The organism is Chitinophagaceae bacterium, from assembly GCA_016717285.1.
Lineage (GTDB): Bacteria > Bacteroidota > Bacteroidia > Chitinophagales > UBA10324 > JACCZZ01.
Map to the genome: position 1 here is coordinate 132,599 of JADKFU010000005.1, position 13,703 is coordinate 146,301.

Consider the following 13,703-nt stretch of genomic DNA (forward strand, 5'->3'; position numbering starts at 1 on the left):
CGTAAATTTCTTCATGGCAACTTTGCATTCAAAAGAAATACTTCCATGACTATTGAATCAAACCTGCTCATCCATGATCTTTCAGAAAGATTGGAGAAAGCTACCGCGAAAGTGAACCAGTTAAAAAGTATGCAACCTAAAAAATTGAATTTCAGAAAAAGCGCGGAAACATGGAGCGCTTTGGAATGTATTGAACACCTGAACCTGTATGGAGATTTTTATCTTCCTGAAATGGAAAAACAAATACTGTCGCAAAAAAAGGGAACAGCCTCAACTGTTTTTAAAAGTGGATTACTCGGAAACTATTTTGCCAACCTGATGCTGATAAAAAACGGAAAGATGAAAAAAATGAAAACATTGAAGGACAAAAATCCCATGTATACTCATTTAAGTATTACCACTATTGACCGGTTCTTAAAACAACTGGAACGATTAATTTCTTTGTTACAGCAAGCGAAGGATATCAATCTTACCAGAACAAAGTCAGCGATCTCCTTGTCGAAATACATCAGGTTGCGACTTGGTGATACTTTGCGCTTTGTGATTTACCATATTGAAAGGCATATTGCACAGGCAGAACGGTCAGTGGAAGCGGCATCGGACTAACTGCATGCGTAATTCATTAAGCTAAAAATAAACACCATGCCCTGCAACCATCACAGGTTTGCAGGGCTAAATTTTTCAAAGGAAAATTCTTCGTTTAATCCATATTCTTATTTTTGTCTTCCAGAAAAAAAACAATGGAATTCAGCAAACCCAGGAAAATATTTATAGTTGATGATGATCCTGCACTTTCGGATGCTTTATACAACTATCTCACACGCAATGTTCGTCATCAGGTGTTTACTTATTATACTGGTGAAGAATGTTTAAAGCATATTGATGATGAAACGGATGTTGTAATTATTGATTATGAGATGAACTCGGGGCAAAAGGCTGACGCCAGAGGCTTGGAGCTTTTGCATACCATAAAAAAAGTGTATCCACGCATCCATATAATCATCCTTTCCAGTCAGGAACGGTATTCTGTAGCATTGGAAACTATACATCAGGGCGCTGAGCAATATGTGATTAAAGATGAAGATGCCTTTGAGAAGATTTCGGCTATGATCAATGAATTGTAGCATCAACACTGTATGTCACTAAATTAAGACGGATCCGAAGGTTTACAAAACAGTCAGGGTTTGATACCTTTCGATTTCTTTCAGATGAAAAAGGTGGCTCTTCATATCGCATTCTGGCTATACGTAGCCTTGTACACCTTCGATTATTTTATTGACATTTTCGGGGCTAATTATGCGATGCTATATACCGGTTTTGAAGTTTCTATGTATATGGTGGAATTTTATCTTAATCTTTTTTTGCTCATTCCTTTTTTCCTTCAAAAACGAAGGATGCTTCTCTATGCGTTTTCCATTCTCATACTGCTAACAATCGTTTTCCTCTTTTATAATGTTACAGGTTTGCGTGAGCCGCTTCTGTCTGAACATTATTTGCGCGCCGTGTATTCGCTTATATTAAATCATTCGCTTTTTATTCTTATTTCCGGTCTTACCTGGTATTTCAATGAATATCAAACCCGGGAAAAAATCCGGATTCAGACTGAATATGAAAAGCTGCAGGCAGAAATGAAACTCCTGAAATCACAGATCAGTCCGCATTTTCTTTTTAATACACTTAACAACATCTACACACTGGCACTCACTAAAAATGAAGATGCTCCAAAAATGATTGCTGATTTGTCTGACTTACTTCGTTATTTTATTTATGAAGGAAATAAGGAGGAAGTGGCGTTACAGTCAGAAGTAGCAGCGTTGGAGCGATATCTGCAGCTTCAAAAGTACCGGCGAATAGCGGGAAGTTCAAACATCTCATTTGGATACGCAGGAACTTTTGAAGGAATTAAAGTGCCGCCCTTAATTTTTATAACACTGGTTGAAAATGCATTCAAGCATGGAGATCTTACCGAGGATCCCACTGGCTTTGTGAGCATTGAAATAAGCACAACAGGAAAAAGTGTTGCTTTTAAAATGGCCAATTCATTCAGGGAAAAAACGGGAACGCAGGGAATAGGACTCAGCAACTTGAAATCGCAACTTGATATTTATTTTGCTAAAGTGTATAATTTAAATATTCAGAAGCTACATAATGTTTTCACAGTCAGTTTGAATTTTGATGGCAAGCAATAGTACATACACCTGTATGATTGTGGATGATGAACTGCTGGCCTGTCAGCTTTTAACATTGCATGTAAAACAAATGCCGCAATTATCAATTGTTCAGATTTGTTCATCCGCTGTTGAAGCCGGAAAGTATTTAAATGCAAATGAGGTAGACCTGATTTTTCTTGACATAGAAATGCCCAAGCTTTCCGGTCTTGAATTTTTAAAATCATTCACACATCATTCGAAAGTCATTTTGACCACGGCACATGCTGAATTTGCTTTAGATGCATTTGAGCTTAATGTAATTGATTACCTGCTGAAACCAATCACTTTTGACAGATTTGAAGTAGCTGTAGGCAAAGCTTTGGGGGTGTTGAAGTTGGAAAGAAAACAAAAAGTGCCTTCTCAGTTCTCAATTGAACAGTCATCTGTTTTAATCAGGTCAAACAAGCAACTTGTCAGGATTAACCTCGGTGATATCTTATACATCGAAGGACTGCATAAATATGTAAAGATTGTTACCACGGCTAAAACACTTGTTTCATTGATTGGATTATCAGCCATGGAAGATGAATTGCCACAGACTTTGTTTTACCGCTGTCAGCGTTCCTTTATCATTAATCTTCAAAAGGCAGAAGCAATAAACGCTAACAGGATCATTATTGGAACACACAGTATTCCAATGGGAAAAGATTTTAGAAATGGACTCATTGAAAGATTGGGGAAGCGAATAAGATAGGTCAATACATTCTGTACCCAAAAATGATTCTTTGGGAGAAATAATAGTTGCCGGTTATTCTGTTGCATTAGCTTTGGTGAATTCCATTTAGCTAAGTCAGACAACATTTAAATTCGCCAATCATGAAAATCAATAAAAAAATCAACCGAAGCCTGCTTGCAGCGGTACTTATTCTTTTGTCAGTCAACCTCACTTTGCAATCGCAAAGCCTTCAGTACTCAATGCCGGTAGAAACCAGTCAACATGAAGGTACGTGGCTGGCATGGCCACATGACTCTACTTACTATTCCGGTTACCGCGAATTTTTTGAACCGGCCTGGGTTGAAATGACCAGGGAATTGGTGAAAGGAGAAAACGTTCACATTATTATTTACAATCAGGCAGAACAGGATCACGTGATGCAAAAGCTAACTGATTCCGGTGTCTCTTTAGCTAAGGTGGATTTTTATATCCATCCAACTGATGATTACTGGATAAGAGATAATGGACCCATTTTCGTAAAGGATGCTAGCAATGTGATGGCTGCTACTGATTGGGACTTTGATGGATGGGGTAATGATGCTGCTTTTGCATTAGATAACGTAGTTCCCGCTTTGGTGGCAGGCGATCTCAACATGAATGTAATCAACCTGAATACAGTAGAACTGGAAGGTGGTGCTGTTGCTTCAGATGGTTTTGGAACATTTATGGGAACAGAAAGCTCTATACTGGGTGACGGCAGAAATCCTGGATTGACCACCGATGACATGGAGGAGTATATGACTACCTATCTTGGGTTCACGCATTTCATTTGGCTGGATGGTACTTACGGAGGAAATTTTGATATCACTGATTCTCACATCGATGGCTTTGCCACATTTCTTGATACTTCCACCATCGTAACCATGAAGCAAAATGATCTGCTGTATTGGTTTGTGACACAAAGTGATATCAACACACTATACAATGCAACCAATAAAAATGGAAATCATTACAACTATGTGTATCTGCCGTTAACTAAGAAAGTAGTGAAGACCACTACAGGGGTAAGTACCAATTCAAAGGGTTCTTATGTGAATTATTATGTTGCGAATGCTGTGGTGTTGGTGCCAACTTATGCCGATGAAAATGATGCAGTTGCGATTGCAATCGTTCAGGGATTGTATCCTGATAAACAGGTGGTGGGAATAGATTGCCGTAATATGTTCAGTTGGGGCGGAATGGTTCATTGTGTAACGCAACAGCAACCCGTCACTTGTCCGCAAGCATGTTCTATTCCTACACAACTTTCCACAACAAAAATTACTACGACAACAGCAAAAGCAAATTGGCAGTTACAGAACTGCTCCGTGAAATACAAACTGCGATACAGGAAAACAAACAGCACTGCCTGGACGAATGTTAGCGTAGCAGCAGATAAGTCGTCAAAAGTGTTCAAGAATTTATCAGTCAATTCACCATATGAATGGCAAATCAGGAACAAGTGCCAGGAAACTCCTTTGATTCAGTCTGCATGGTCAGCATCCCAATTTTTTACCACGCTGCCATTAAAAAATGCGGTGGCAATTGATCAATCTGCATTTACGCTCTATCCAAATCCTGCGAATGAATCAGTTACTATTCAGCACGCAATGGATGTTGATGAGGAGGTTGAGATTGAAATTTATGATGTAACAGGAAAAAGATGGGTGCAACTTCATACTGTGGGTGCAGGAGATTGTACTATTGACCTCACTGGTTTTGAATCCGGCCTTTATTTAGTGAAGATGGGTAGTGCAATTCAAAAGCTGGTGAAGGAATAAAAGAAACCAATAGGCGACTTTAACCCGGATTTTTCAATAGAAAAATCCCGCTTCGCTACGACTGGGTTTGCTCATTTTAGTAAAAAAAGGAAATTGTTTCACAAACCCTAAGCAGTTCTACGTCGGGGTTAAACACAAATCTGTTTTGAAATGCAAAATGTGGGTTTAATTTATTAGCGCAATTGCATTTTTACTGCATTGAATAACACCGGAATAATAAACAGGAGTGAACCCAACATGATCGACGTGTCTGCCATATTGAAGATGCCGGTGCGGAACATGCCTGAATGAATAAAGAGAAAATCAGTAACGGAGCCATATAGCATCCTGTCGATCAGGTTTCCAATTCCACCGCCAATCACAAAGCACACAACCTAACTGAAAATAGGATTTTCTGAAGCATCGAAAGTGAATTATCAAGAGGTTTGTATTATTACCTGGTTGTATCAGTTGCTACCTTCACATCCTGTAAATTTCAAAATCAACTTTTATGAAAAACAAACGTTTACTTTTTACCTGCACCTGTTTAGTTTTGATGTCCATGAAGCAACCGATTTTACCGCCGGATGAAATTCCCATCACAGAAAATGCGATCGCAACTATTACGCTTAACGGCTACCCTGATTTTTTAGTCGCCGACGGCATTACCGTTTGGGCAACAAACGTAAACCGCATTGACCAGTTGAAAGCCGGCAGCAGTATTCCTGTGATGAGTGTAGCAATTCCTGAACCTTGTGGAGCAGGTGCCGTTGGCTTTGGTTCATTGTGGATTGCAAGTTGTCATGATAAATCTGTTTATCGGATTGATAAAAATTCAGGAGAAGTCTTAAGTATCATTCCTACCGGATTAGCGGATCCTTTCGGAGAATTAAGTATTGCAGTGGGTGCCGGTTCAGTCTGGGTTCTTTCTAACAAGGAAGGAACACTTTCAAGGATTGATCCCGAAACAAATATGGTGGTGAACTATATTACTGTAAAACCAGGTTCCTCCTGTGCAGTTTTTGGGTTTGGATCTGTATGGATAACCAACGATGATGCAGGAGAAGATCGTGGATCAGTGCAACGTATTGATCCAATGAGAAACAGGGTGGTGGCTACGATTGCTGTGGGACCTCTTCCACATTTTTTAGCAGCCGGCGAAGGAGGAGTCTGGACACTCAACCAGGGTGATGGAACTGTAACACGCATTAATCCTGAAACCAATACCGCTGTGAGAACTATTGAAGTAGGAGCAAAGGGAAGCGGAGGAGATATTGCAACAGGTGCCGGCAAGGTTTGGGTACGCGCCACCAAGGTATTGCTGTCGTCAATTGATCCGGCCACCAATAAAGTTGCTTCTGTTTACGGACCTCCTTCCGGTAGCGGCGCAGTAAGAGTTACTGCCAACAATCTGGTTTGGTTGTCAGCACATGATGTTCAAACGGTTTGGGCGATTAAAGAATAGAAAAAAATGTGGCAGTGCAACTGAATTTTTATTGCTGTTGATTCACACAAAATTAATATGGGCAGCACCTGATAATTTGTATTTTTAAAATTCCCAAAACAACATTGCATGAAAAGAATCTACCTCAGTTGTTTACTTCTTTGCCTATTTTCTTCGAGAAGTTTTTCACAAACGCCCGACTGGAGTTCGCAGATTGCAAACATCATTTATAACAATTGCTCGTCGTGTCACCGTGAAGGCTACATCGCTCCCTTTACGCTGATGAGCTATGAAGATGCTTACAACAATGGATTCTCGATACAGACTGCGGTTAATGCGCACATCATGCCACCGTGGCCACCTGATCCGGAGTACCGTCACTTTGCTAATGAAGCAGTGCTTGATCCATCTGAAATAGATGCGATTAACCAATGGGTGGATGGCGGAATGCCCGCGGGTGATCTTTCATCAGCGCCTGACCCTCCTGCTTTTAATAATGGATCATCAACACTTTCAAGTATAGATCAAACCATTCAGATACCCACTTATTCCACACAGTACGACGTTGATGAATACCGGTACTTTGTTATTCATTCTGATTATACAGAAACGAAATACCTGAATGCCATAGAAATTATTCCTGGCAACTGGTCGCTTGTGCACCATGTTGACTTATACTTCGATAGCACAGGTCATTCGTTTGATCTTGACCAGGAAGATCCTTTGCCGGGTTTTAATTATGATACCGGTTTTCCAACACTGCAATATTATGTAGGAGGCTGGTCACCCGGAGGCAATGCTTTGAAGTTGCCGGAAAAATGGGGTGTTAGAGTTCCACCGGGTGTAGATTACGTGTTGGAAATTCATTACGCACCTGGAAATCAAAATGCATTGGACAGCACACGCATCAATTTCAAATTTGTGACAGATACCAGTTCCGTTCGCAGCGTTGTGGTAGATGTTCCAATTGGTTACTATCCGCCAAGTCTTACCAATCCTCCACTTAAGATTATAGCCAATACGGTAAAATCTTTTTATCAGGAATCAGCACCCATGCCTGTTGACATGTCGTTCATTTCACTTTCGCCACATATGCATTTGATAGGCAGAAATTATAAGATATGGTATAAAACGATTGAAGGTGATTCTATTCCATTAATCAGTATTCCCGATTGGAACTTTCACTGGCAGATGTATTATATGTTTCCATACGTTCAGAAAATTCCCGCGGGAGCACGTATTTATGGAGAAGCATTCTACGATAATACAGCTAACAACCCTTACAATCCTAATAATCCTCCCATAACAGTTAAAGCAGGTCCATATACTACGGATGAAATGCTGATGGCATTTATGGCTTGCACGGAATACCTGCCCGGTGATGAAGATATATTGCTTGATAGTTCTATCATAGCCACCGGAATTGATCCGGAACAGGAACTTGTAAATACATTTCAGGTCTATCCGAATCCTTCCGGTCATTCAATCTGGATCAATGCATCATTGAAAAGTGATGTTGCAAGTTTAAAAATAACGAATGCATTGGGACAGGTTGTGGAGTATTTCCCCACACTAAAAATTTCAGGTGGAATACTTGAAAAGAAAATTGATGTAACGGGATTCTCTGAAGGTATTTATTTACTGGATGTCCGTTCTGATGAGGATCATTTTTCAACAAGTATCCTGGTATTGAAATAGACAATGCTTTTTTTGTGGCATTAACTTATCAGGAAAGTTGTCTTTTTACTGCGCTGAGCAATGCGGGAACAATCAACAATGAACTTCCAAACATTATAGCTACATCGGCCAGGTTAAATATTCCAGTGCGGAAAAGACTGGAATGAATAAACAGGAAGTCGGTTACAGAGCCGCGTAAAATACGGTCAATCAAATTTCCAAGTCCACCGCCTACTATAAAACTCAATCCGACAGCAAGCAAAATATTGTAGTGTTGAAAGAAGAGCAGGTAAATCAATGCTGAAATCAGTGCCAACAGCGGAAGTATAGCTAGCAAAAAAATTCTATACGGAGCAGCCAGCGTATCTCCAAGACTGAGGAAGGCGCCGGTATTTTCAACATTCATCAATACAAGATGGTTGTTCAGCAACGATATAGTTTCAGTGGGATTGATATGATTCCTGACAACATTTTTTGAAAGCTGATCGCAACCGATATTGGCAAATACAATCAGTAAGAGAAACAGGGTTCTGACGAAATTTATTTTGTGCATCATCAAGTTGAGTGTTCTTCGGCAAAATTAATGTGATGTAGATGGGTTATGGTTCAGGTATTTATCTGCATGCACTTTCAGGTCAGTTGTCAGAATAGTTCTAAGGAAAGGAATAGAACATAAAAGTGATACCGCCATTTTCAGGCAGATGTGCTGCGTTTCATTGTCACTACTGATCAGGTCTTTTTATCAGCGATTAATATTTCAGACTTTGCGCTATTTTATCATAGAGAACTCTGTACTTGCTGAATGCTTTTGCACTCGACACCATCGTAAGTATCAGCACTGATTTTCCGCTGTTGGCAAAGTAAACATAGTTAGCTACAGATTCATTATTGTATTGGTTCTTGTGTGTTTCAATCAGCCATTTGTAATGCCGCTTGCCAATGTCTTTTTCTCCCTTTTCAAGAATTTTGAATTCAGGAGCTTTTTGAATAGCACTTATGAATTCGTTGTAAGAAGTAGTAAGGTCCGCAGGTTTGCCATACAGCACATTCACTGAAAAATTTTCACGCACCACATCTGTGCTGTCCTTCGATTTTCGTGTGGCCATAAAACTGATGGACTTGTTTTTGGGAACTCCATATCTCCAGTCATTTGGTACCCCAATCGTGAAATGGTTGACGGTGTCTTCATAAACAAGTAATTGCTGTTGGCCAAAGGAGGCGAGCGGAAGAAAAAAGATCAGAAGGCTGAAGAGTTGTTTCATTTTTGTTGAGGTTGATTTTTATTAGGATGTGCCGATGTTATAATGTGCCATTGTGCCGATGCATAATTATCTGATAGTTGAATGAATTTAATATCATTTATCGCTCAGGTTTTTTTGCGGTTTAATTGTGAAACTTCATTTGACGTTGGAAATGTTTACGCACCAAACTTTTCTTTGATCATCTTTTCCAGCGCAAACATCTCATCACGTAATCTGGCAGCTTCAAGGAAGTCAAGTTCCTTTGCCGACTTCTGCATTTTCTTCTTCGTATTTTGAATCACTTTCTCCAGTTGTGGTTTTGTCATGTATTCTATTACAGGATCAGCTACGAGTGATGCTTCTTCCGGTTCTACATAAGCACCTTCCACAATCGGCCGAATCAACAATACCGATGACTGCTGGTGAATCTGTTCCCTGGTTCGCAGAATTGTTTTGGGCGTGATGTTATTTTCTTCATTGTACTTCAATTGTTTTTCTCTGCGCCGGTTTGTTTCATCAATTGTTTTTTGCATGGAATCGGTTACCTGGTCCGCATACATAATCACGAGCCCGTTTACGTTTCTTGCGGCGCGCCCTGCAATCTGCGTGAGTGAACGTGCATTGCGAAGAAATCCTTCTTTGTCGGCATCCATAATGGCCACGAGCGAAACCTCAGGCAAATCCAATCCTTCCCGCAAAAGATTTACACCGATCAGCACATCAAAAACGCCCAACCGTAAGTCGCGCAGAATTTCCACACGCTCTAAAGTTTCCACTTCGGAATGAATGTAGCGGCAACGGATATTCAACCTTGTCATGTATTTCGAAAGCTCTTCCGCCATACGTTTGGTGAGCGTGGTCACAAGCACTCTGTCACCTTGCTTCACACGTTCGTCAATCATTTCGAGCAAGTCATCTACCTGGTTGATGCTTGGTCTTACTTCGATCACCGGATCTAACAATCCTGTTGGTCGAACCACCTGTTCCACGAAAGTGCCTTCCGTTTGTTCCAGTTCATAATCGCCAGGCGTGGCACTTACATAAATCACCTGGTTAATCATGTTTTCAAATTCATAATAATTTAAAGGCCGGTTGTCCATGGCAGAAGGCAACCGGAATCCGTATTCCACGAGGTTTTGTTTTCGGGAACGGTCACCTCCAAACATACCATGCACCTGTGGTATGGTGGCATGACTTTCATCAATCACCATCATGAAGTCTTTTGGGAAATAATCAATCAAACAGAATGGACGATCACCCGGATTACGGTGATCGAGATAACGCGAATAATTTTCAATGCCTGAGCAGTAACCTAATTCTTTCATCATCTCCAGGTCAAACGTTACGCGTTCTTTCAGTCTGGTCGCTTCTACCACTTTTCCTATATTCTTAAAATATTCTACCTGCAGATTCATATCATCCTGAATCTGGTTCATGATTTCATTGAACTGATTTTTTGGAGTGATGTACATGTTGGCGGGAAAGATCGCAGCATCATCCACCTTTCCGATCTTACGGCTTGTATCCGGATCGAGTGTTTCAATTTCTTCTATCACATCTCCAAAGAAGGTGATGCGGTAAGCATAATCAGCGTAAGGAAGAAATACATCTACGGTGTCTCCGGTTACGCGAAATTTTCCGCCTTTCATTTCACCATCCGATCGCGAATATAAACTGTCGACTAATTGATACAACAGACTGTTGCGGCTGCGTATTTCACCCGCTTTCAACCTGATAATTCCATTGGTATATTCAGTTGGATTTCCAATTCCATAAATACAGGAAACAGACGCTACAACTATAATGTCTTTTCTGCCGCTCATCAAAGAAGACGTAGCACGCAACCTCAACTTCTCTACTTCCGCATTGATGGAAAGATCTTTTTCGATGTACGTATTGGAAACAGGCAGGTAAGCTTCCGGCTGATAATAATCGTAATACGAAACAAAATATTCCACCGCATTTTCCGGAAAAAAATTCCTGAACTCACCATACAGTTGCGCCACTAATGTTTTGTTATGACTGAGCACCAGCGTCGGTTTCTGCACTTGCTGAATCATATTGGCAATAGTGAATGTTTTGCCTGAACCTGTAACACCCAGCAACACTTGCTCCTTGTCACCACGATTTACACCTTCCACCAGTTGTTTGATGGCTTCGGGCTGATCGCCGGTAGGTTTATATTGAGAGGTTAATTTGAATGGCATGAACAGGTACAACGACATTTATGTCGTTTATCTAACAGCAGCAAATTTAGTTTTTCTCCGGTACTGCGACATTCATGTCATAAAAACAGACTGAAAATATAATCGCCACGAATACACAGAATACATAGAGAATTATTTCTGTATATTCTGTGCCTTCGTGACAATAAACTTTCATGATGTACTGTAATGAGAATACCGGATCAGTTAAAAGCTCCCTCTCAAAGTCACCATAAAATTTCTTCCCGGCGCACTGATGCCTGAAGCAAAAACCCTGTAATTGGCATCCAGCAGGTTTTCACAGGCTGCCTGCACCATCAGGTTTTTATTGATTTGATATTGCAGTCGCAGGTTCAGCGTCCACCATGCAGGCATTCCTTCCGGTGTTGCATACTGTTCATTGTCTTCTCCACCACCATTGTAATCTTCAATATGTTTCCAGCCATTGTAGTTCGCAAACAATTCGCCGCGGAATCCTTTTTTGTGATACACAATGCTTGTTTTACCTATCACCGGTGGAATGTGGTCGAGTGGATCATTTCCTTCATCTTCAACAATTTCACCTTTCGTGTAAGTGATCGTACTTACCAATGAAAGATCGTTCGTGAAGTCAATGAAGAGATTTGCATTCATGCCATATAAAAATGCTTTTCGTTTGTTCTGATTGGCCAGCACCTGGCTCAATTCACCATCATACACGATGGAGTCTTCACCATTGTAAGTGAAATTGTCAGTTACAATGGCATTATTAAACATCGTTGCAAAACCAACGAGTTCCACTTTCACTTTATCACTGAATACTTTTGAAACATTCAAATCAACATTGAATGTTCTTTCAGGTTCAAGATCAGGATTGGGTACGATAACGCTGCCAGGTGCAGATTCAAAAACCTTGGCAAGATCATCTACATCAGGAGCATGAAATCCTGTTGAACTTAAAACAGCAATGCGCCACCCGGAGTTGCCATTCCAGATGATGCCCAGTGAACCACTGAGTGGAAGGTGTGACTGCTTGATTTCATCAAATGGAAAATCAAAGAACTCTTTGCTTACGAATGTTGAATGCAGGGTGATGGATTCAAGTCTTAACCCACCATTCAAAACCCATTGATCGCTGATCTTCCAGGTATCTGTAGCGTAAAGACCAATGTTGTTCATCGTATTGTCTCCATCGGGATAGCGTGTATCCAGCGATGAAATTTCTCCGGTCTCAATATCTTCTTCTTCCGCTGTTGAGGTGAGTGAGTTCAGGTAACCTTCCAGGCCAACACGCAGGTCATTGCGTTCTGTTGTTTTTCTCGCATCAAATCCAAAACCGAACACACCTACTTTTTCATTTCTGTTTTGCAATCCTGTGCGATCCACTCTGCGCTGATGACGGCTTTCCGTGATGTATTGATAATTCAGACGACCTGTGTAGGAATTGAAAAAGCCAGTCATGTCATCAAGATGTAATTCATAAGAAGCCAATGTTCTCAATTGCGGTCCATAATACCATGCTGCATTTCTCAGCCCATCGCCATCAGGATCTGTCAAACGATCGTAACGTGGAATATCAGAGGAATTCGAAAGCTGCAAATTCAATACATGCTTTACATGATCTGATTGTTTAAACAACAGCTTCTCAAGAATATCATATTGCGAGTAGCCGGAATAGACCTGTTTATAGATGTTGTCATTTTTTACGAGTGAATCTATATCATTGATCCGATCCACATAATAAGGACGCAGCCAGATGCTGTCTGCTGTCTCATTTAAATTTTTTCCCTGTACAAGATCATCGAAATCTGTAAAAGTGAAAGAAGTTATAGACGCGAGTTTAGCACCACCAAGGTTGAGATCAAGATGTCCTGTTTTTTCATTGTTGGCCGATGCAAACCGGAGAAATGCATTTCCATGCACATTCATTTCCCCGCTGACATCACTTAAAACCGGATCTTTTGTGTGAAGATGAATCACACCACCCAAAGCATCACTTCCGTAAACGGTAGAGGAAGGCCCAAAAAGTATCTCCGTATTTTCCAGCATGGAAGGATCAAGGGTGATTACATTCTGCAGGTGACCTGCACGGTAAATAAGGTTATTCATTCTCACATTATCCACTTCAAGAAGCACGCGGCTTGCTTCAAATCCGCGAAGCACCGGACTGCCGCCGCCCTGCTGAGATTTCTGCACCATGATCTGTCCTGTGTTGGAAAGCATTTCAGCGGCAGTAGCAGGATTTGATTGCGAGATCTGTTTTTCTGAAATGACTTCAATCTGTTGTGCTACGTTCTTTTTTGCTTCAGGTACTTTGTTGGCGGACACCACTGTTTCATCGAGTGTAATCACCCGTTCCGAAAGTAAGGAATCAGGCAAAGTATTTTGTGCTGAAGAATTGATGACGCTGGCAAAAACTAAAATGTATAATAAAATGAAAGAGTGTTTCATTGGAAATGGGTTTAGTATCAGAGAAAATTTATCTGTTATGAAA

General features: G+C 40.7%; 12 protein-coding genes. 7 read left to right on the top strand and 5 right to left on the bottom strand.

What is annotated here, in order from left to right:
• Nucleotides 1–45: 45 nt before the first annotated feature.
• From IPO83_10515 to IPO83_10535, 5 genes are all read left to right on the top strand, one after another.
• Nucleotides 46–606, top strand: coding sequence for a DinB family protein (locus IPO83_10515; protein ID MBK9731698.1), 561 nt, complete (start codon nt 46–48; stop codon nt 604–606).
• 134 nt (nt 607–740) lie between these two features.
• Nucleotides 741–1,124 (top strand): response regulator, encoded by a 384-nt coding sequence (locus tag IPO83_10520; GenBank protein MBK9731699.1) that lies wholly within the window; start codon nt 741–743, stop codon nt 1,122–1,124.
• Nucleotides 1,125–1,208: 84 nt separating this feature from the next.
• On the top strand, nt 1,209–2,189 hold the full coding sequence (locus tag IPO83_10525) for a sensor histidine kinase (protein MBK9731700.1): 981 nt from the start codon (nt 1,209–1,211) through the stop codon (nt 2,187–2,189).
• Nucleotides 2,176–2,904, top strand: coding sequence for a response regulator transcription factor (locus tag IPO83_10530; protein MBK9731701.1), 729 nt, complete (start codon nt 2,176–2,178; stop codon nt 2,902–2,904). The genes IPO83_10525 and IPO83_10530 overlap by 14 nt, the downstream gene beginning before the upstream one ends.
• A gap of 122 nt (nt 2,905–3,026) precedes the next feature.
• Complete coding sequence (locus IPO83_10535) at nt 3,027–4,685, top strand: agmatine deiminase family protein (GenBank protein MBK9731702.1); 1,659 nt, start codon at nt 3,027–3,029, stop codon at nt 4,683–4,685.
• A gap of 173 nt (nt 4,686–4,858) precedes the next feature.
• Here the strand turns inward: IPO83_10535 and IPO83_10540 are convergent, their stop codons facing one another.
• Nucleotides 4,859–5,011 (bottom strand): signal peptidase II, encoded by a 153-nt coding sequence (locus IPO83_10540; GenBank protein ID MBK9731703.1) that lies wholly within the window; start codon nt 5,009–5,011, stop codon nt 4,859–4,861.
• A gap of 164 nt (nt 5,012–5,175) precedes the next feature.
• Between IPO83_10540 and IPO83_10545 the strand changes: the two genes are divergently transcribed.
• Nucleotides 5,176–6,129: a YncE family protein gene (locus IPO83_10545; GenBank protein ID MBK9731704.1), complete on the top strand. Its 954-nt coding sequence runs from the start codon at nt 5,176–5,178 to the stop codon at nt 6,127–6,129.
• 108 nt (nt 6,130–6,237) lie between these two features.
• On the top strand, nt 6,238–7,806 hold the full coding sequence (locus IPO83_10550) for a T9SS type A sorting domain-containing protein (GenBank protein MBK9731705.1): 1,569 nt from the start codon (nt 6,238–6,240) through the stop codon (nt 7,804–7,806).
• Nucleotides 7,807–7,834: 28 nt separating this feature from the next.
• On the opposite strand, the gene lspA is transcribed toward IPO83_10550, so the two are convergent.
• From lspA to IPO83_10570, 4 genes are all read right to left on the bottom strand, one after another.
• Nucleotides 7,835–8,338 (bottom strand): signal peptidase II, encoded by a 504-nt coding sequence (gene lspA / locus IPO83_10555; protein MBK9731706.1) that lies wholly within the window; start codon nt 8,336–8,338, stop codon nt 7,835–7,837.
• A gap of 196 nt (nt 8,339–8,534) precedes the next feature.
• Nucleotides 8,535–9,047 (bottom strand): hypothetical protein, encoded by a 513-nt coding sequence (locus IPO83_10560; protein MBK9731707.1) that lies wholly within the window; start codon nt 9,045–9,047, stop codon nt 8,535–8,537.
• A gap of 155 nt (nt 9,048–9,202) precedes the next feature.
• Nucleotides 9,203–11,239, bottom strand: coding sequence for an excinuclease ABC subunit UvrB (gene uvrB, locus IPO83_10565; GenBank protein MBK9731708.1), 2,037 nt, complete (start codon nt 11,237–11,239; stop codon nt 9,203–9,205).
• Between the two features lie 198 nt (nt 11,240–11,437).
• Nucleotides 11,438–13,660 (bottom strand): TonB-dependent receptor, encoded by a 2,223-nt coding sequence (locus tag IPO83_10570; GenBank protein ID MBK9731709.1) that lies wholly within the window; start codon nt 13,658–13,660, stop codon nt 11,438–11,440.
• Nucleotides 13,661–13,703 lie beyond the last annotated feature (43 nt).